This is a genomic window from Corynebacterium halotolerans YIM 70093 = DSM 44683, assembly GCF_000341345.1.
GTDB classification, from domain to species: Bacteria; Actinomycetota; Actinomycetes; order Mycobacteriales; family Mycobacteriaceae; genus Corynebacterium; species Corynebacterium halotolerans.
On the sequence record NC_020302.1, the window covers coordinates 113,183 to 132,647 of the forward strand.

19 protein-coding genes and 2 pseudogenes are annotated in these 19,465 nt (G+C 63.3%); 10 read left to right on the forward strand and 11 right to left on the reverse strand.

The features are described 5' to 3' along the window. The first annotated feature begins 154 nt into the window (after window positions 1–154). The 3 genes from A605_RS00510 to amn all read left to right on the forward strand — a co-directional run bounded on the left by A605_RS00510 (window position 155) and on the right by amn (window position 3,260). Window positions 155–823, forward strand: a complete 669-nt coding sequence (locus tag A605_RS00510; RefSeq protein WP_015399543.1) for a biliverdin-producing heme oxygenase — start codon at window positions 155–157, stop codon at window positions 821–823. Window positions 824–1,017: 194 nt separating this feature from the next. Then, window positions 1,018–1,665 carry a hypothetical protein gene (locus A605_RS00515; protein WP_015399544.1) on the forward strand — a complete coding sequence of 216 codons (648 nt, stop codon included), beginning with the start codon at window positions 1,018–1,020 and terminating at the stop codon, window positions 1,663–1,665. 173 nt (window positions 1,666–1,838) lie between these two features. Further along, window positions 1,839–3,260, forward strand: coding sequence for an AMP nucleosidase (gene amn / locus A605_RS00520; RefSeq protein ID WP_015399545.1), 1,422 nt, complete (start codon window positions 1,839–1,841; stop codon window positions 3,258–3,260). A gap of 92 nt (window positions 3,261–3,352) precedes the next feature. Here amn and A605_RS00525 read toward each other — a convergent pair whose 3' ends face one another. The 9 genes from A605_RS00525 to madL all read right to left on the reverse strand — a co-directional run bounded on the left by A605_RS00525 (window position 3,353) and on the right by madL (window position 11,328). Beyond that, complete coding sequence (locus A605_RS00525) at window positions 3,353–4,270, reverse strand: ACP S-malonyltransferase (RefSeq protein ID WP_027004580.1); 918 nt, start codon at window positions 4,268–4,270, stop codon at window positions 3,353–3,355. 2 nt (window positions 4,271–4,272) lie between these two features. Then, entirely contained in the window at window positions 4,273–4,935 is a 663-nt protein-coding gene (locus A605_RS00530) for a malonate decarboxylase holo-ACP synthase (protein WP_027004581.1), read from the reverse strand. Next, the gene (mdcE, locus tag A605_RS00535) at window positions 4,929–5,750 is read right to left on the reverse strand and encodes a biotin-independent malonate decarboxylase subunit gamma (protein WP_015399548.1); all 822 of its coding nucleotides are present in this window, start codon (window positions 5,748–5,750) and stop codon (window positions 4,929–4,931) included. Before mdcE ends, A605_RS00530 begins: the two co-directional genes overlap by 7 nt. Beyond that, window positions 5,750–6,916, reverse strand: a complete 1,167-nt coding sequence (locus A605_RS00540) for a biotin-independent malonate decarboxylase subunit beta (protein ID WP_015399549.1) — start codon at window positions 6,914–6,916, stop codon at window positions 5,750–5,752. Before A605_RS00540 ends, mdcE begins: the two co-directional genes overlap by 1 nt. Beyond that, entirely contained in the window at window positions 6,900–7,799 is a 900-nt protein-coding gene (locus A605_RS00545; RefSeq protein WP_015399550.1) for a triphosphoribosyl-dephospho-CoA synthase, read from the reverse strand. Before A605_RS00545 ends, A605_RS00540 begins: the two co-directional genes overlap by 17 nt. 54 nt (window positions 7,800–7,853) lie before the next feature. Next, entirely contained in the window at window positions 7,854–9,515 is a 1,662-nt protein-coding gene (gene mdcA, locus A605_RS00550; RefSeq protein ID WP_015399551.1) for a malonate decarboxylase subunit alpha, read from the reverse strand. After that, entirely contained in the window at window positions 9,512–9,862 is a 351-nt protein-coding gene (locus tag A605_RS15210) for a hypothetical protein (protein WP_149029359.1), read from the reverse strand. The genes mdcA and A605_RS15210 overlap by 4 nt, the downstream gene beginning before the upstream one ends. A 253-nt stretch (window positions 9,863–10,115) precedes the next feature. Then, window positions 10,116–10,877: a malonate transporter subunit MadM gene (madM, locus tag A605_RS00555; RefSeq protein ID WP_027004582.1), complete on the reverse strand. Its 762-nt coding sequence runs from the start codon at window positions 10,875–10,877 to the stop codon at window positions 10,116–10,118. A 1-nt stretch (window position 10,878) separates the two neighbouring features. Continuing rightward, window positions 10,879–11,328 carry a malonate transporter subunit MadL gene (gene madL / locus A605_RS00560; protein WP_015399553.1) on the reverse strand — a complete coding sequence of 150 codons (450 nt, stop codon included), beginning with the start codon at window positions 11,326–11,328 and terminating at the stop codon, window positions 10,879–10,881. Window positions 11,329–11,787: 459 nt separating this feature from the next. Here madL and A605_RS00565 point away from each other — a divergent pair, with 459 nt between their 5' ends. Next, window positions 11,788–12,720, forward strand: a complete 933-nt coding sequence (locus A605_RS00565; RefSeq protein WP_081602060.1) for a LysR family transcriptional regulator — start codon at window positions 11,788–11,790, stop codon at window positions 12,718–12,720. A gap of 256 nt (window positions 12,721–12,976) precedes the next feature. On the opposite strand, the pseudogene A605_RS00570 reads toward A605_RS00565, so the two are convergent. Then, window positions 12,977–13,249 (reverse strand): annotated as a pseudogene (locus tag A605_RS00570) (integrase core domain-containing protein); the annotation flags it as partial. A 161-nt stretch (window positions 13,250–13,410) separates the two neighbouring features. On the opposite strand from A605_RS00570, the gene A605_RS00575 reads away from it, so the two are divergent. Genes A605_RS00575 through A605_RS00585 form a run of 3 tightly spaced genes read left to right on the forward strand, consistent with a single transcriptional unit; the run spans window position 13,411 to window position 16,609 of the window. Next, window positions 13,411–14,622, forward strand: a complete 1,212-nt coding sequence (locus tag A605_RS00575) for a site-specific integrase (RefSeq protein WP_015399556.1) — start codon at window positions 13,411–13,413, stop codon at window positions 14,620–14,622. Then, entirely contained in the window at window positions 14,619–15,578 is a 960-nt protein-coding gene (locus A605_RS00580) for a tyrosine-type recombinase/integrase (RefSeq protein ID WP_015399557.1), read from the forward strand. Before A605_RS00575 ends, A605_RS00580 begins: the two co-directional genes overlap by 4 nt. After that, complete coding sequence (locus A605_RS00585; RefSeq protein ID WP_015399558.1) at window positions 15,575–16,609, forward strand: tyrosine-type recombinase/integrase; 1,035 nt, start codon at window positions 15,575–15,577, stop codon at window positions 16,607–16,609. The genes A605_RS00580 and A605_RS00585 overlap by 4 nt, the downstream gene beginning before the upstream one ends. Before the next feature lie 90 nt (window positions 16,610–16,699). Here the strand turns inward: A605_RS00585 and A605_RS14915 are convergent. Beyond that, window positions 16,700–16,846 (reverse strand): annotated as a pseudogene (locus A605_RS14915) (IS3 family transposase); the annotation flags it as partial. Between the two features lie 23 nt (window positions 16,847–16,869). Here A605_RS14915 and dctP point away from each other — a divergent pair. From dctP to A605_RS00600, 3 genes are read left to right on the forward strand one after another with little or no spacing between them, the layout of a single operon-like run. Beyond that, a complete protein-coding gene (gene dctP, locus A605_RS00590; protein WP_280109788.1) occupies window positions 16,870–17,460 on the forward strand; it encodes a TRAP transporter substrate-binding protein DctP in 591 nt (196 codons plus the stop codon). Next, the gene (locus tag A605_RS00595; protein ID WP_015399560.1) at window positions 17,457–18,023 is read left to right on the forward strand and encodes a TRAP transporter small permease; all 567 of its coding nucleotides are present in this window, start codon (window positions 17,457–17,459) and stop codon (window positions 18,021–18,023) included. The genes dctP and A605_RS00595 overlap by 4 nt, the downstream gene beginning before the upstream one ends. Beyond that, window positions 18,023–19,336, forward strand: a complete 1,314-nt coding sequence (locus A605_RS00600; RefSeq protein WP_015399561.1) for a TRAP transporter large permease — start codon at window positions 18,023–18,025, stop codon at window positions 19,334–19,336. The genes A605_RS00595 and A605_RS00600 overlap by 1 nt, the downstream gene beginning before the upstream one ends. The last annotated feature ends 129 nt before the right edge of the window (window positions 19,337–19,465 follow it).

The window sequence follows — 19,465 nt, forward strand, 5'->3', positions numbered from 1 at the left end:
CCCCGCCGGGGACCGGCGGCCTCTCCGGGGTCAATCGAAAGGAGGAATTTTCCTCGCGCCCATACCCCCGGGAATAACCCGCGGCTAAGGTCAGCCTCACAGAGTTAAGGCAAGCCTAACCTATTGGGCTTTACCGAAGAGAGGGGCTTGATTCATGCTCATCGCCAATGAAGCGCCGTTGTCCGTCAGTCTGCGCGAGTGTACCGCCGCCGCCCACGGCCACGCCGAGCAGTCGCCGTTCATGTCCCGCCTGGTCCGGGGCACGCTGACCCGGGGTGCCGTCGCGGATTACGCCGGCCAGCTCTGGTTCGTCTACGCCGCCCTCGAGCGGGCGGTGCGGGGCAACATGCATCTGCCGTACCTGGCGGCGATCGCGGATCCGCGGCTCGAGCGTCTCGACGCCCTCGAGCGCGACCTGCTGGAGCTGGTGGGACTGGACTGGCGTGAGAAACTCGTCCCCGGTCCGGGTACCGCCGCCTACGTGGCGCGCCTAGACGAGCTGGCCGACAAGGGGGACCAGCTCGGCCTCATCGCCCACCATTACGTCCGTTATCTGGGGGACCTGGCGGGCGGACAGGTCATCGCGCGCATGTTGCGTCAGCGCTACGGCATCGGCGAGCGGGGCGTGAACTTCTACGACTTCTCATCGATCGGCAAGATCAAGCCCTACCGCGACGCCTACCGTGCACGTCTCGACGCCCTCGGCCTCGACGCCCCGGGGTCCGGCTGGCTGATCTCCGAGGCCAACCGGGCCTTCGATCTCAATGGCGGCGTCTTCCGGGATCTCGCCGAGCGGCACTGCCCGGTCACCGAATCCCTGTAGCCGTCTCCCGGGTGTCGCATGTGGGGGTGATGGCAAAGAACGTTCCATCGAGGTCACGGGGCCGGTCGGGGGTAACGGGTGGAACCTTCATCTGCAATCCGCTGCAAATAAAGCAAGCCTTACCTAATCTCGATTTCGGTGGCGGTGCAAGCACGACGCGCCGCCCCCACCACGACCAAGGAGAACAAGCGCCCATGAACACCACCCGCTGCATATCGGGGACCACGGCTACGGTTGTCGCCGGCTCTGCGCCGGTGATCCCGGCCGTGGCCGCCACGGATGGTTCCGGGGTTGCGACCGGAGCCAGCAACGGCGGCACCTTCCCCCGGGGTGCCAGCGCGACCTTCCTCGGCCACCCCGCTTCTCCCATGGCGGGTGGCCGGGTCACCGGCAGCGGTGGGGCAGCCTTCGCCGACGGGGAATTCACCTCCCCCGTCAACGCGGAGAACCCCGCCATCGGCTCGCAATGCAGCGCCGTAACCGCGTTCGACGGCGGTGCCGAGCCGACCGAGGGCGAGGCCGACGACGGTATTCCCCCGATCGCCTCCACTTGGGCGGACCCCCTCACCCCGGCAACGGGTGAGTTCAGTGCGGTGCAAATGGGCACCTTCGCCGCACAGGGCGCCGTCGACTCCCTTGGCCGTTATGCACCGGACCCCGGAATGGCGACGGCCAGTCTGGATCTGAGCTTCGCCGAGTACCACGAACCCGCCCCGACACCGACCGCCGGCAGCTCCTCCGGCGGGCCCGGTCTCGCGGTGTTGTTCGCGGTGCCCGACGGAACAGCCGCTCCGGCCGCCGACGCGCCGGGTGCCATCCCCGCTCCACAACTACTCGCCTAGGAGGCCTATACGACCGAATCCTCATCATCAACGGAAAGTGCGCAGGCCCGGGTACCGGAAGTCCACCCGGGCCTTCGTGCTGCCGAATCCCGCTCCCGTTCCGCCGATGACTGCAGAGCGGATCCACACAAACCCCGCCCGTCGCTACGCTGGCTGGGGAGAGGGAGGATGAGATGAGCGAACTACAGCACGTCAACACCGTCGACGAGGCCATCGACCGCCTCGCCGAGCTCTACGACCACTCCGCGGACCTCGCGCGCCGGATCCTGGAGAACGGCAACTACGACGACTACCGCGCCGTCGTCTACCCGAAGGTGGTCGTCGACGTGAAGGAGTGGCGCCCGATCGCCCGCACGGAACCCTTCGGCTACGTCAACGAGGCCGGCCGCTACTCCGCCACCCTGTCCAAGCCGGGCCTCATGCGCAGCTACCTGCATGACCAGCTGACCCGCCTGACCGGCAACTACCCCTGCGAAATCCACGTCGGCCCCTCGGACATCCGCATCCCACCCGAGTACATTCGCGGCGTCGAGGGCATCACCGAGGCCCGCCGCGCCGGGGACTCCGCCGACGCCATCCCGCGCCCCACCCTCGACGACGTCCACGACGCCATCGTCGACGGCGAGTGGGAGGCCTTCCACGGCGAGGAGAAGCCGCTGTTCCAGTTCGGCCCGCAGCGTTTCGACATCGCCTGCGCCCGCATCGAGCACTACACCGGCATCCAGGTGGACACGGTGCAGAAATACATCCTGTTCACCAACTACGCCATGCACGCCTTCGAGTTCGTGAAATTCGGCCTGCGCCAGATCGCCAGCGGGAAGTCCCGCTACAGCAGTCTCATCCTGCCCAACGGGCAGAAGATCGACTCCGAGCACGCCGCCCAGGTCGACGTCGACGCGCTCACCCTGGCCTCCCGCTACCAGATGCCGCGCTATGACCTGCGCACCCCGGACGGCGACGGCATCACCATGATCAACATCGGCGTCGGCCCGTCGAACGCGAAGACGATCACCGACTGCCTGGCCGTGCTGCGCCCGGAGGCCTGGATCATGATTGGTCATTGCGCCGGCCTGGACGGTCGCATGCGCATCGGCGATCTCATCCTGGGCAACGCCTACCAGCGCCAGGACCACATCCTCAACGAGCGCATCACCCGCGACATCCCGATCCCCGCGGTGCCGGAGATCCAGCGCGCGCTGGAGGCGAGCGTGGATGAGATCTACGGCGGCGACCACTCCCTGATGCGCACCGGCACGGTGCTGTCCACCGACGACCGCAACTGGGAGTGGCACACCCCGCGCGAGCTGTGGGAGTGGCTGCGCGGCTCCACGGCCGCGGCCGTGGACATGGAGTCCTGCGCGCTGGCCACCAACGGGTACCGGTACCGGATTCCGTACGGCACGCTGCTGAGCGTGTCCGACCTGCCGCTGCACGCGGTGCCGAAGCTGCCCGCCCAGGCGCAGGCGTTCTACTCCAACTCCAAGGAGGCGCACGTGATGTGCGCGGTGCGTGCGGTGGAATCGCTTGCCGACGACCCCGAGCGCCTGCGCACCAGGAAGCTGCGGCGGGCGATGGGGGAGGTGCCGTTCAGGTAGGGGAAGAAGCCCGAGTTGTGACTTTTGATGGCCCTTAAGCCGGAATGGCCATCCTCCCCGTTACTTTTGAGAAAGTTCCGTGATCGACACGGCTACCTGCGGGACCGGGCGAGAGTCTCCTGGATTCCGGCGTTGTCGGTGCACCAGGCTTGCGAATCGCCCTTGACGTCGCGGAGCAGACCGATGAGGTTGTTGCCGGGGGAGACCTGAATCCAGTTGTCCATGCCTCGCTCAGAGAGCGCGGCCACACCGATACTCCACTGAACCGGTTGGTCGGTAGCGTGGACCAGGTCGTCACTTAGCTGTGATGCCGTCCTGATCATGCGGCCGGTGGTGTTGGCCAGGAGTGGGAACCCGGGGCGATTCATCTTCACATCTGCCATCGCCTCGCCCAGTGTCCGGCGTGCTGGCATCATCAGCGGGCTATGCGCGGGCACGGCGACGGCGAGCCGCACCATCCGTTGGGCTCCGGACCTTTGCACCAGAGGCTCCAGCTTCTCAAGCGCAGCCTCTGAGCCGGAGACCGTGATCTGGCTCGCCGAATTCAAGTTGGACAGCCAGATCTCCTCGCCGTCCTCGCGGAGCTGTTCCGTCAAGCGCGCCAAGGCGGTTTCGTTGAGGCCGATGACAGCTGACATTCCATACCCAGTCGGCGCAGCGGCCGCCATACCGGACGCTCGCACGTCCACCATGCGTAGGGCATCGGGGAACGAGAGTGCCCCGGCGGCGACGGCTGCGCTCCACGCACCGAGAGAATGCCCGGCAGCGTATTCGGGCCTCAACCCGGATTCAGAGAGCGTCCGCGCGATCCCCGTCTGCAGTATCAGCAGGGAGAGTTGTACCGCTCTCGTTCCATGCAGTGCTTCCGCATCATCCAGCGCCCAGGCATCCTCGCCGAGGACCTCCGAGGCTGTCTCCACGTGCTCATGGACTACAGGAAGCACCGCCCAATCGTGGAGCATGCCGGGGATCTGGCTGCCCTGTCCCCCGAACAGCAACGTCGTTGTCATCTTCAACTCCAGGGATCATTGACTAGTTCAGGACCTGTGGAAGTACGCAGCATTACCGTCGGCTTCGGGATGAGTCCTACCGATCGGGCGAGTTCAGGGAAGACGACTCCACCCGACGGGGTCTCCACCAAGATATCGATCCTCGTTCCGCTCGCCTCGGCAGCGGCGCGGGCTGCGGTATCAACAGCCTTGATGGCAGCATCCTCCAGCGGGAGAGGGGCGTACAGGATGAGGTCCACGTCACTGGACTCCCGAACGGTTTCAGCTCCGGTGACCAGCTCGAATCCTACACTTCCGCCCGGTCCCCAGATCAGGGGAAATCCCTGGTCATCGAGTACCGTCAGTGCCTGGAACGCCTTGAGCTGCGGACGGTGGATTGGTAGCCCTCGAGCCTCATTTACGGTGACCCGCTCAGTGACGGCGGTGATCTCCACTTCCGCCGCCCACCGCTGGTGGCGTTCCTTGCCGCGGATGCCGATGGCCAGAGATGCCTGATCATTCGGTCGTGCACGCCGGATCACCGCCCAGGGAGCGGTGGCCAACGCCTCAGACACCCACGCCTGGTCTGCGCCTGCAGCCTGTTTGCTGAGTTGGGCCACGGCATCGGTGTTCAGTCTCACGAGGTCATGGACTCGTGGTCCGGTCCCCGCCTGCCTGTTTACCACTGGGCGTTCACGACCTCGCGGACTTTGAGGGAGAGGGCGCGTGAGTCATGCGCCTCCTTTGACTCGAGGCGGGAACGCAGGCTGTGATCGGAATCCGAGCGAATGTCACCGAGGGCGCCCACCAGTGTCTTACGCGCCGTCTCGAGATCCTCCTCGGTGGGAGCTTCCGGATTCTGGGGCGTGATCACCTCGGAGACGGCTCCGAGAGTGGCGAAGGACGCTCCGTCGAAGGCCATGGCGGGAACGGATTCGGCGGCCTTGTCTAGTTCCTCCACGGTCCGTTGGGTGATGCGAGCGGCTGCCTTCTTGCTCATCACCTGCACCTGGACGCCCTCGTGATCAAGGGCCACGATGCGGTTGGACTGCAGCCCGGTGGCGAGGAACGCGCCGGAAATCGCGTTGCCGACGATGAAGCTGATTATCGGGCGGCCATTCAACCGTGCCTGAGCGAGCGCGTTGACGGAGGTGGCCAGGGCATAGTTGATGCCGAAGAGCTCCTCGACGTAGCCATAGGCTTGGCTCGGGACGTCGATGATCAGTACGACCGGCTGCTGGGGGTCGTCGAGACCGTTGACCCACGCCGCCAGGTCAAGGGATTCTTTGAGCCCAACCTCTCCCTGGCGGACACGCGGAAAGGCGTTGTCGGGGTCGGGGACGATGGCCGCCAGCGCAGCCGCGGTACCGTTCAAATCGACTTCACCAGTGAGCAGGGCACCGTGTCCCGGGGTTGCAGCGGTATTGAGGGCAGTGAACCACGCACGGCCGAATTCCGGCACAGTGAGGGTATCGAGGGTGAGGGTGTCGGGGGTGGTCATCAGTTGCTCCTAACGGTGATGGCGCGGAAATCTTCGGAAGTGGGACGGGTAGTGGGGTCAATCTCGGAGAGCTGACGAAGGAGATCATCGGCGCAATCGGCGCGGTGGACCTCCTGCTTGTCGGTGCCGGCTTCGATTACAGCCCGGCGGATCTCGCTCGCGTTGTCGTCGACCAGGACATCGGCGCGACCGGTGGTCACGCGCTGCTCTCCGCCGATCATGCGCCAGATGGCCGGACGGTCGGAAGAATCGAGTTCCCCGATGCCCGCTTCCGTTTCGATGACTTCAGGACCGTTGAGTCCGAGTCGGCCTCCACGGGTCATGATTATGTGATCACAGAGACCGGCGGCGATGCCCATGCCACCGAAGCACCCGACCATGCCAGCGACTACGCAGACGACCGGGATGTGACGCTGCAAGGCGACAATGGCGGAATGAATTTCGGCGATCGCCAGCAGACCCAGGTTGGCCTCCTGGAGCCGGATTCCGCCGGTCTCCAGCAGGAGAACGACCCGGATTGGTGTACCCGCCTCAGCATCGACGAGCGCGCGTTCAAGGGCCGCGGCTATCTTCGCACCAGAGACTTCGCCGATGCCGCCGCCCTGGAACTTGCCCTCTAGACCGACAACGACGGCCGGATCACCGTCGATGGTCCCTCTCGCGAGCACCGCGCCGTCATCGGACTCGGGGACGATGCCCTGCGGCTCGAGGTGTGTGGACTCAAGACGCTCGAAAGGTCCAAGTATCTCGCGGTACGTTCCCGGATCCAGCACCGCCTTAGTGCGCTGACGGGCACTGAGTTCGGTGAACGGCATTCTTGCGGATTCCTTGCTCAGCACTGGCGACTCATCGAGGATGGGCGCACTCTCCTCCGCCGTGGCCAGCTCGAAGGCCTGCGACAGGCGCAGGGTCACCATGCCGGGAGTGGCACCGAAGTCGTTGATCTCAAAATCTCCCTCAAGATCGTTGCGGAAGAAGAAACGTTCGAGAACGTTTCTCCAGACGGTGTCGAAACCGTCAACGGAGGTGCGAACCGTTACCGTCGCCTTACCGGGGACGCTCGGCTCCGAGATGAGGATCTCCATGTCACCCGATCCGACAACACCGACATGTGTCTCGCGGTCGAACTTGATCGTTGCGGGGTACTGCTCAGTGATCGTTTGCATTGTCTGCTCCCAGAATTGATGTGAGGAATAGTGCGCAGGCCAACAGATCTGCGCTGCCGCCGGGGGACAGGCGACGGAGGGTGAGCTGCTCGTCTAAGGCGGCCAGGGAAGCCGTGGCGATACGATCGTCGGGGAGGAGCTCATCGATGAGGGCGGCCGCCGAGCCCTGGACGAAGTTGAGCCCCTCGTTCCCTCCACGGTGGAGGATGCAGGTGTCGTCGAGGCTGCTCATGCTTGTCAGGAGACCGCGTAGCTGTCGATCATGATCGGGATAAGGAGCGTCTCGGGGGCCAGAGCGGCCCATTGCCTGCAGGATTGCGAGCACGTGGGGAAACCCGGAGGCGGCCTCTGAGACCGCTCCCCCCACGCGGTAACGCTTACGTACCGAAGCTCCCGGCCGCGGCTGGTTGTCGACAAAGGAGTCGCGGATCGAGGCGAGCCGGCCTGCGCGCTGAGTGATCGTGGTCCCGGTGAAGGGAACATGAACGTCCCGTCCGGCTAGTCCAGCGGTGGCGATGACCATGAGACCGAGATTCCAGATGGCTCCACGATGGGTGTTGACACCTCCGGTCGCTGCCATCATCTTCTCTTCGCCATGACGTCCGATCCTGCCGACCTCGTCCCGCAGTTCCTGTCCCACCTCTAGGCTCATCCCGGCGTGGGCAAGCTCTCCGAATGTCGATTCCAGGGTGCGGGCGGAGTGCCGCATGAGGTGGATGTCCATGTCGCTGTGCCCGCGCTCGCCGTCGGGGCCGACAAGCCCGGGTTTGCCCGGAAGATTGACCTCCTCGAGCAAAGCTTCAACGGCCCAACGTGCCAACCGGTCCGGTGAAGCAAACGCATTAACCGTGGCCGGCTTCGCGGCAAGCAGTGTTTCGGTCATCAGAGATTATTCTCCTCGTTGTTGTTCCACGTCAGGAACGTGAAAGCAGTACGGCTACCAACTACGGAACTTTGCGGGGGGTTCGTAGAGCCCACCGGACCATTCCACGAGTGACTCGATGGAGTGGGCAGCGAGCATGTTCCGGTTAGCTTGTGCGCGGTCGATCCCGAGGTCTTCGGGGAAAGCGACGACCCCGTCCCGGCGCAGCTGCTCAACATCCTCAGGTCGCGACTCGCGCCCGATAGGTGTTACACCCGCGATCGCGGCGACAGCCTTGCGGCGTTCGTCGAGGCTCTGGGTCTTGTACAGATAGGCCACGCCCTCTTCCGAGACGAGGTGGGTGAGGTCGTCGCCGTAGACCATCACAGGGGCCAACGACATACCGCTCTTCTGTCCCACCGCCACTGCATCAAGTTGCTCCACGAACTTCGGATCCGCCCCCGCATTGAAGGTCTCGGCGATCTGAACCACCAGCTTCTTGCCGCGGTGAATTCCCAACTGCCCCTCACCCTGAGCCATGTCCATCCAAGCTGGAGTGGGATGTCGGCGGCCGCGGGAATCCGAGCCGAGATTTGGAGCGCCGCCGAATCCGGAGAGACGCCCCGCTGTCACGGTCGATGAGTTGCCGAGAGCGTCGACCTGGAGGGTGGATCCGACGAACATGTCGGCGGCGTAGAGGCCAGCGGACTGTGCGGCCATGCGATTGGAACGCAGGCTGCCATCAATGCCCGTGGCAAAGATGTCCGGCCGAGCGGCGACGTACCTGCTCATTCCCACCTCGCCGCCGAAGGCGGAGATCTTCTTCACCCAGCCGGTTTCGATGGCCGGAATGAGACTCGGGTGCGGGTTGAGGGCCCAATGGGTGCAGATCTTCCCCCTGAGGCCTAGGGACTCCCCGTATGTCGGCAACAGCAGCTCGATCGCAGCGGTATCAAGTCCCACCCCGTGGTTGAGGGAGGTCACCTGATGCTTTTCGTACACGCCGCGGAGGGTGATCATGGCGAGCAGGACGTGGACGTCGGTGAGTTTTCGCGGATCGCGGGTGAACAAGGGCTCGACCTCGAAAGGTGAGTCTGCTTCGACGACGAGATCGACCCAGCCGGCTGGGACGTCCACGCGCGGTAGTTCATCGACGATCTCATTGACCTGCGCAATTACGATTCCCGAGCGGAATGCGGTCGCCTCAGCGATTGTAGGGGTGTCCTCTGTATTGGGCCCGGTGTACAAATTGCCCTGACGGTCAGCCGCGACTGCCGCAACGAGGGCGACCCTGGGCGTGAGATCGAGGAACATTCTGGAGTAGAGCTCCAGATAGGTGTGGATGGCTCCAACATCCAGGGTCCCGTCGCCGACCAGCTGCGCCACACGCGCTGCCTGGGGCCCGGAGAAGGCGAAGTCGACGCGCCGAGCGATGCCGTCCTCGAAAATGTCGAGATGCTCGGGCCGCGAGATCGACGGAAAGAGCATGTGAAGGTCGTGCACCTGCTCTGGGTCGACTTGGGCCAGCGCCCGCGAGAGGAAGTCAGCCTGCTTCTGGTTGTTTCCCTCTAGAACGACTCGGTCGCCAGGCCTGATCACTGCTTCGAGGACCTGGGTGATGTTTTCACTAGGAATGATGTTTCCGTTGACCAAGGAGGATACGGAATTCATGCGATCAGTCTTATCGCGACGGGCGGTGTCCCACTGCCGGGACTCCTTCAGGAGCTGAGTGCTCATAAAATCATTCCTTCATATGTGGTGTGGTGGAAAGAACGCGGTTCGTGACCATCAGCAAGATGAGAATGTTTGCAGCTGTGCATTTGATTTTGATCGGCAAGCAGAAGCTTGGCCCCTCTGACCGGACCTAAATGTTTTCTGGGGGCCGACGGCGCGGGCGGAGGGAAGCCGACTGTTATGACTTCGCAGCTTTCCACCGGGCGCGCTTCTGGTGAGCGGGGGCGACCGGTGCAAAACGGTTCTTGTCCCTGGGGTCCCTCTTGGATGTATTCAGCTCGTTGATGGTCATGATCACAGGTTAAGAAAAATGAGTGGCGCATCACCACCATCAATTCGGTATCCTTCATGCAGTAACGCATTAATTGGAGAGTCCCCATATTCTTAGCTTTTCTGCGGCGTAGTTGCTTCCGCGCCTGTGGTAGAGGAGCGGAAAGCCCCGGATTGATGCCGGCCCTGGGAGGGTGTCCAGGGTTTGACTGCCATCTGGGGCTGTGACCGATCGGGATAGGATGCCCTGTCGGTATCTGCTGAAAGTGGGGTAGGTGGGGGCGCTGGGCTTCGAGTCGGACGGCAGAGGGCACCCGAAGGAGACCGTTGGGCTCACCCGAACAGGATTCGCATTGCGAAGTAGAGAATCGACGGGGCCAGGAGACAGCCGAGACCGGTGTAGAAGGTGGCCGTCATGGCTCCATAGGGAACCAGGCGCTGATCAGTGGCGGCGAGGCCTCCGGCTACGCCCGAAGTGGTACCCATAAGGCCACCGAAAGCCATCGCTGACTTGGGGTTGTTGAGTCCGATGTATCGAGCGACGAGTGGTGTGCCAATCATGACGCCAATTGCCTTGGTGAGTCCTGCTGCAACTGACAATGCGATCACCTCAGAGCTTGCGCCAATGGCTGTTCCTGTAACTGGGCCGACGATGTAGGTGGCAGCGCCTGCACCGATGGTGGCTAGGGATTCAGGATCCCGATATCCGAAGGCGTAGGCCACTGCCGCGCCGAGGGCGAACGAGACGAAAATTCCCAGGAGCAGGGAAACCACACCGGCCCCGCCGGCCTTCTTGATTTCCCTGATATCAACGCCATATGCAGTCGAGATGATGGCAAAATCGCGCAGCATCGAACCGCCCAGAATCGCTAGTCCACTGAAGATTGCGATATCCGCGATCCCGTTCTCCCCGCCAGTGTAGGTGCCGCCGATGTAGGCCAGTCCTAGCCCAATGATGATGGCGACTGCAGAGCCGTGGACGCGGCCCCGCGTGACTTTCTGGGAGATCAGACGCGACACCAGCATCATCACGCCGACTATGGCGAATGCGAAAACGAGACTGTTCTTCTCAAGAATTTCGAGCATGAGTTCCATGTCACTTCACCTTTTCTTCTTGTTTCGTCTTCGGCTTCTCTTCCTGCTTGGACTCCTCCTGGTTTTCCTCTTGGCCAGGCGGCGGCAGAGGTTCGGAGGGGGCGCCGATCCGGGCCACCACTGGGACGAGGGCGAGGCAGCCGGCGAGTGCAACTCCTCCGGCGATCAGTGCCATCGGGCCGCCGGCGATTGCACTGGACACGTTTTGGATGGAAGCCATGGCGATCACGATTGGGATGTACATGGCAGACCAAAAGAGGATTCCCTGCTCGGTGGGTTGTGGTAGCAAATTCCGTTTCCGCAGCCAAGCGGAGGCGAAGATCAGCATCACCATGGCGAAGCCGACGCCTCCGATGTCGGCGTCGACTCCCACGAGCTCACCGATGAGACTCCCGATGATCTTGCCAAGGAGCATGCATATCGCCAGGGTGGCGGTTCCATAAAGAATCATGATTTCTCCTGAAAGCGAAATTTGAGGAATGGATCGCGTACTGGTCTCTGGCGCCAGTAAATTGAGGAAAACCGTCAGGGGGCGGGAGGTTCATTCGTCCCTCGGGGAGGGGGTGGGCAGAGTCCGAGGGTGGCTCGATGGTGCGCATTCGCGCAGTTCCCCGGTTTTCCCATCGGGCGGCCTGCCGCGCAGGTTCGCCTTTCTATGCCATGGTCGACGAGGGTTATCCCGCCAAAGACAGTGAACCCCATCTCGTGAAGGGCTGATAGTGATCATGGACACATTATTGCCACGACATTGCTTCCATCACTAATATGATTTCCGACCCAGTCATGCAAATTCGTATTAGTGAAGGTAGTGGCGATAAAGATCTGTATCTTGTGGCTCTTTGCGGAAGTGGAACGAGCCCCATTTGCTCGCCAGGCGCTTGAAGCTTTCTGAAAAGGTGGACGAACAGCAGTGAATCTTCCGATCAACACCTATCTGGCGCAGCTCACCGGCATTCTTCCAGCTCTGCGGGAACTCGGGAACGGCGAAACTATTACACGCACAGCGAGTAATCTGGGGGTTTCCCAGCCCGCACTCAGTAGGGCGATAGCACGGTGCGAATCTGAGTTGTCGGTGAAGTTAATTGAGCGCGCTGGCCGAGGCATCGCCCTTACTGTCGAGGGGCGGCTGCTCGCCGATGCCGCTGCTGAGGCATTGGCAGTTTTCCAACCTGCACTTGAGGATGTGCTGGGCGAACGCAATGCACGTCCGGTTCGCCTGGGCGCGCTCCGCTCAATTGCCGGACAATTGGGGCCGTTAATGACCCGTAGCCAGCTCACTTCTAATGTGATTATCTCCGAGGGCTCCGCGGACGAACTGTTGGAAAAGCTCGATAAGGGTGTCGTCGATGCCGCCATAATTGGGCCTAGGCCTAATGATCCACGATGTGAGTGGACATTTTTGCGGAATCAGGAGTTTGTTCTCGTTGTGCCACGGGATCACGAGCTTGCTGAGCGGGAGGCGGTGATGCTGGATGAGGTGGCAGGCGAGAGCTTCGTTGCGATGGATGCCAAGTACACCACTCGGGATCTCGCCGATGAACTCTGCACTGAGGCGGGGATCTCGCCGTCCATCACTGTCGAGTCCGACAGTCCCCACACACTGCGAATGTACGTTGCTTCTGGACTGGGACTGTGCATTCTTCCGGACATTATGGCCAGCGCGGATCCCACCATCGCCACCGTCCGCATCCTGCGCCCGAACGGCACTCCTGCTACCCGGGAAATCGGACTCGTCAAGATGAAGGCGCGGCCCCTGCCGACCCAGGTGCGCAGTGCATTGCGTTCGCTCTTGGCCAGACCACTGCCGGTTGATCGTCGCCTTTTAACTGATCAGGGGTGCTGATTCTCTTTCGTTCTGCTGCCTGGATTAGGGGAGAAAGAGTGCTCGAAGCATATTGTCCAATCTGAAAAACGAGTGCTTGGGAAGGGCGATCACCACCTCCTCCAGCCGGTCCGCTCGAAGGTGAAACAGGGTTACCCACTGACCTGCACTGCACCCCCATTTCCCCCCCCGCCATGCCTGGGGTTGCCCGCAAATCGTGGACAGTTAGTTAAGCTGCATTCTCCGCGGCAGCGGTCGCTGCCTGGTGGTAGGCGTTCTCGAAGTCGACCGGGGGTTGGTTGCCGATCGAGGAGTGCCGGCGCCGCCGGTTGTAGAAGATCTCGATCCACCGGGCGACGGCCTGGCGGGCCTCATCCCGGGTCTTCCACTTCCGTCGGTCGTAGAACTCGGTCTTCAACGTTGACCAGAAGGATTCGGCCATCGCGTTATCGAAGCAGACTCCCGTGCGCCCCATCGACTGATCAATCCCCAACTCCTGGCACACCTGGTAGAGCTGATCACTGGTGAACTGGGTTCCCCGGTCCGCGTTAAGCCGAATTCGGCTTAACGCTGATTATGCCGAGGTTTGTGTTAAGCCGAGGAATTGTGTTCTGGCCTGTGCTGGCACGGATCGGTGAGGGATTCCTCGGCTTAACGTTTCGGTCGTCGTAGTGTTCGCCGTATCCATCCGTCTATGGAAAGGAAACGGTCATGGATACGACCGTCACCCAGCTCGGCGTGGTCGTCACCGCAGCGTTGCGGGCAGCCGGGTACAAGGAATCAACGATCGGCCAGTACCTGAAGACCATCAGGCTCCTCGAAGACTTCATCGACGCCCGTGGCGGGATCTATACATCCGCGTTGGGTGCCGAGTTCGCGGCGCTGACGACAAGCCCGCGCACCGGCAGGTTCAGCGCCCAGAGGCGGTTCGCCTACAGCCGGGCTGTCAATGTGTGCGACTCTTACCTGCGCACCGGCGAAGTGGATTTATCCCCGCGTCAGCGCGGTGGGGGTGGCCGGCAGCCGGAAGCAGACGCCTTCACCATGCTCAACGCCATGTGGGAAGCCGACATGTCCGGTCGTGGGCTGGCGCCCGCGACCCGGGAAGCCTATGGACGAATCACCCGCAGCTATCTCGGGTATCTCGAAGACTGCGGGATTTCCTGTCTTGACGACGCGACCCCGGCTACCGTTCCCGGGTTCTTCGCATCCCTGCTCGATCACGGGTGGGCTCCGTCGTCCTTGTTCTGGCAGGTGGCGAACTTCCGCCCCTTCGTGAAGTTCACCGGCCGTGGGGACCTCGTCGACGCGATCGGTCTCGTCGGCGCCCGCCGCTCACACACGATTATTCCCGTCCTGTCCGATGACGATGCACAACGGCTTGTCACCGCATGCGCGTCTGCGGACACGGTCAGCCGCCGGGATGCGGCGATCACGCTGCTGGCGCTGATGACCGGGCTGCGGGCCTGCGACATCATCAACCTGCGCTTGACCGATATTGATTGGCGGGCCCAGACCATCTCGCTCGTTCAGCAGAAGACGAGCAACCCTGTGACTCTGCCGTTGCCGGGACTGCTGGTTAACCCGCTGGCCGACTACCTACTGACGCAGCGGCCCGACTCGAATGATGATCACGTGTTCCTGCGCAGTCTGGCCCCACACACCCAGCTCGCCGATCATGCATCCGTCTACAGAATCACCGCCGAAACGTTCCGGAAGGCCGGAATCACCGATGTGAAAGCCGGAACACGGTTTCTGCGGCACAACGCCGCCTCACGACTGCTGCGGGCGTCGGTCCCGCTGCCGACGATCGCCGCCGTGCTCGGCCACGCCAGCCAGGAATCGACGAACGTGTACATGAGTGTTGATCAGCAGCGTCTCCTCGACTGCGTGCTGCCAGTTCCGGCAGGAGCCCGGCCATGACCGCCGAACACGAGTTCACCAGCGCCTTCGCCGCCGATCTCGACGGGTACCTGGCATTCAAGGAGAAGATGGGATTCTACGGAGCCTCCCGGATCGTGTACCTGCGGCGGTTCGACGCCTACTGCACCCGGCTGGGCCGGACCGTTTTCGACCGTGCCACCGTCGAAGGATGGGTCATCGACGAGCTGCAACGCTCCAGCACGTACCGGTCGTGGATGTCCTATATCCGCGACTTCGGACGGTGGCTGCACACCCACACCCAACCGGGTGCCTACATCTTGTCCGATCAGTGGAAATCCTCGTTCACCCGTGCCCATCCCTACCTGCTCACGCAGGATGAGATCGACCGGTTCTTCATCGCCGCGGCCCGTCTCGAAGCCGCCTCGCCCTGGGCGTGGCAGGCAGCCGCGTTCTTCACGCTCATGCACTCGGCCGGACTCCGGACGATCGAAGCCCGCCACCTGCTGACCGACCAGGTCGACCTGGCCGGCGGTCACATCGACATCATCGGATCCAAGGGCCACCGCAGCCGCCGACTGCCCCTGACCGCCGACGTCATCGACGTCCTGACCGCCTGCGATACGACCTCGCGGGCCCACCTCGGCCCACGAACCCCGTTCTTCGTCTCGTCGACCGGTAAATCGGTCACCCCAGCAACCGTAGGGGTGATATTCAACCGGATCTGGGACCACGCCGGACTGGCCAGGCCCACCGACGGCAGACAGCCCCGGCCCTACGACTTTCGCCACCACTTCGCCTACGCCAACCTCGAACGCTGGATGACCAACGGCACCGACATCACCGCGATGCTGCCGTACCTGGCCCGCTACATGGGACACGCGACCTTCGATTCGACCTACTACTACGTCCACACCTCCCCGGACTTCATGAACGCTTACGCCGACATCACGGCCAGCCAGAGTCAGTCACTGCTGCCGGAGGTCGGTTTCGAATGAAACGCGACCCCGCCACCGATCAGGCGAACGTGTGGGTCTTCGCCCGGGACTTCCTTCACGCCTATCTGCCCAACGTCCGAGGGCTGTCGGTGAAGACGATCGAAGCCTACCGGATCAGCCTCGAGTGCTTCCTCGTCTTCCTGACCGACCACGAACATGTTGAACGCGCCCACGTCACCTTCGACCACTTCGATCGATCACACCTGAAAGCCTGGCTGACCTGGATGAACACCGATCGTGGCTACGCTCCACGCACGATCACGCTCCGCCTATCCGCGATCAAGGCGTTCTTGTCCTACGCCGCGGCCGAGGACCTCACCCTCATCGCCGTTCACCAGGCCGCGCAGACGCTGAAGACCCCACCCACCGCCAAGGCACCGATCGAGTACCTCACCGACGACGAAACACGAGCAGTTCTTGCCGCGCACACCGGGAAAACCAGCAAATCTCGCCGGAACCGGATGCTGCTCATCCTCCTCTACGACACCGCCGCCCGCGTCGGAGAAATCACCGCCCTGACCCTGCAGAATCTGTCCCTGACCACCCCCGGACACGTCACACTGACCGGCAAACGCAACAAGACCCGCGTGGTGCCCCTGAGCGAGAAAACGATCGAGCACCTGCACGTCTATCTCGCCGAGTTCCACCCGAACCCGGCACAGCTGCCAGCAACCAGACCCCTCTTCTACAGCCTGCACCACGGGCAGCCGACCCGCCTATCGACAGACACCGTATCCGCCGTCCTGAAGAAGGCCGCCGAATCCGCACGCGACCACTGCCCCTCCGTGCCAACGAACATCCACTGCCACATGCTGCGCAAGACCAAGGCCATGGACCTCTACCAACAGGGCATTCCCCTGCCGATCATCATGCGTCTGCTCGGACACGAGAACGCCTCGACCACCCAAGCGTTCTACGCATTCGCGACCCTGGACATGATGCGCGACGCCATCACCGCCGCCACACCCACCACCGATGCCCCGGCCCGCCTCACCGAGGACACGCTCACAGCCCTCTACAGCCTCCGATAACCCGGCAACGTTAAGCCGAGGAATCCCTCACCGATCCGTGCCAGCACAGGCCAGAACACAATTCCTCGGCTTAACACAAACCTCGGCATAATCCGCGTGGAACACCAGGCCCTCGGGGACGTCCCCGCGTAGAGTGTGGGCCATGCGCAGGGCACGCTCCACGAGGTCGGTGGTCTGCGTGGAATCCATCGCCCATCCGAGCACGCGTCGCGAGCAACCGTCGCGCACCGCACTGAGGCGGCCTGGAGGACAGCGACAACATCTCCGTCATCGGCGGGTTCACCCAGGGCACCCGCAGCATCTACACCAAGGATTCCCCGGTGCTCACGCCGGCGGACATGGACGGCCGGAAGATCCGCGTCCAGGAGTCCGACATGCACATCCGCATGATCGAGCTCATGGGCGGCTCGGCTACCCCGCTGTCCTACGGCGAGGTCTACACCGCCATCCAGTCGGGCGTGCTCGACGGCGCGGAGAACAACGAGGTCAGCTACGTCACCCAGAACCACCACGAGGTCGCACCCTTCTGGAGCGACACCCAGCACCTGGTGGGTCTGGACTACATGGTCATGCGCCACGACCTGCTCGAGGCGATGTCCGAGGAGGACCGTGAGATCTTCCTCGAGGAGTGGGACAAGACCATGGTCGAGCACACCGATCTGTGGCAGGAGGAGACCGATCAGGCCATTGAGGCCGCCAAGGCCGCCGGCGCCACCTTCCACGAGGTCGACCGCGAGGCCTTCAACGAGGCGCTGGCCCCCATCCGGGACGAGTTCCTCACCACGGAATTCCAGCGCGACCTCTTCGAGCAGGTCCGCGCCGCCGATCCGGAGCAGGGGAGTGACCAGTGACCACCACCAAGTTCGTGCTCTCCCGGCTCCTGGGTGTCCTCAGCGTCATCCTCTTCGCGGTGCTCGTGTGCGTGACCGTGTGGCAGGTGTTCACCCGTCAGGTCCTCAATGACCCGTCCACCTGGTCCGAGGAACTGTCGAAGATCCTGTTCGTCTGGCTGTCCTTCATCGGCTCGGCCTTCCTCTTCGGCGAGCGCGGCCACATCGCCGTCGATTTCGTCGCCCGCAAGTTCCCGTCGGCAGTACAGAAGGCGCTGGCGGTGTTCGTCCAGGTGGTCATCATCTTCTTCGCGCTCGTCGCGATGGTCTGGGGCGGCTACCTCGCGGCCTCGATCGCCTGGAGCCAGAACCTCACGGCCCTGCCGCTCAACATCGGCTGGGTGTACGTCATCATCCCGATCGCCGGCGTGTTCATCGCGATCTTCGCACTCATCGACCTGATCTCGATAGCGACCGGAAAGGAACCGCCCTATCCGGACATCGAAGAACCTGAGGAACCCGTGAACCTGGAGGACGCGGAAGACACCAGCCAGGTCGTCCTCGACGAAGGAGGCCGCAAATAATGCTGTCACCTGCCGCAGTCGCCGCGCTGATCCTGCTGATCGGCATCATCATCCTCATCGTCGCCTCGGTGCCCATCGCCGTGGCCATCGGCGTGCCCTCGCTGTTGGCGGCGATGGCCGTCCTCGGCCCCGAGAACGCCGCCCAGGCCGTGACCCAACGCATGTTCACCGGCACGAACTCCTTCAGTCTCCTGGCCATCCCGTTCTTCGTGCTGGCGGGCGCGCTGATGAACTCGGGCGGCATCGCCGCCAGACTCATCGACGCCGCGAAGGTCCTCGTCGGGCGCATGCCCGCCTCCATGGCCAACACCAACGTCGTCGCCAACGCCATGTTCGGTGCCGTCTCCGGCGCGGCGGTCGCCGCCGCCTCGGCCGTCGGCACGGTCATGACCCCCCGCATGCGCGAGGACGGCTACTCCCGTTCCTACTCGGCGGCCGTGAACGTCGCCTCCGCACCCGCGGGCATGCTCATCCCGCCGTCGAACACCTTCATCGTCTACTCCCTGGTGTCCTCGACCTCGATCGCCGCGCTGTTCATGGCCGGCGTCGGCCCCGGCCTGCTGTGGGTGATCGCCTGTCTGGTCGTCGGCACGCTGCTCGCGCACCGGGAGAACTACAGGCGCACCACCGAGCGTCCCTCGCTGCCCCTGGCGCTGCTGACCCTGTGGCGGGCGCTGCCGTCCCTGCTGATGATCGTCATCGTCATCGGCGGCATCCTCTTCGGCTGGTTCACCCCGACCGAATCCGCGGCCATCGCCGTGGTCTACTGCCTGATCCTCGGCTTCCTCTACCGCTCCATCGGGGTCCGCGACCTGCCGCAGATTCTGCTGCGGGCGACCCGCACGACGTCGATCGTGATGCTGCTGGTGGCGGTGTCCTCGGCGCTGTCGTGGGTGATGGCCTTCGCCCGGATCCCGCAGCTGATCGCCGACGGCCTGCTGGCGGTGTCCGACTCCAAGGTCGTGATCCTGCTGATCATGATGTTCATCCTGCTGCTGATCGGCACGTTCATGGACCCGACACCGGCGATCCTGATCTTCGTCCCGATCTTCCTGCCGGTGGTCACCGAGCTGGGGGTGGACCCCGTCCACTTCGGTGCGATGGTCGTGATGAACCTGTCCGTCGGTGTGATCACCCCGCCGGTGGGCAACGTGCTGTTCGTCGGTGCCCAGGTCGCGGGTCTGCGGATTGAAACCGTGATCGCCAAGCTGTGGCCGTTCCTGGTGGCGATCATCATCGCCCTGTTCGTCGTGGTGTTCGTCCCGCAGATCTCCCTGTGGCTGCCGGAGACCATGGGGTTGATATCGAACTGACCTCCAGGTGAGCACTGAGGCCGCGTCCCTAATCCGGGGGCGCGGCCTTTCTCGCGTGGTGGGGTGTTTCGGCTCCGCACGGGGCAGGATGAGGAGTGGCCCAAGGCGGGCAGCAGTGAGAGGAACGGG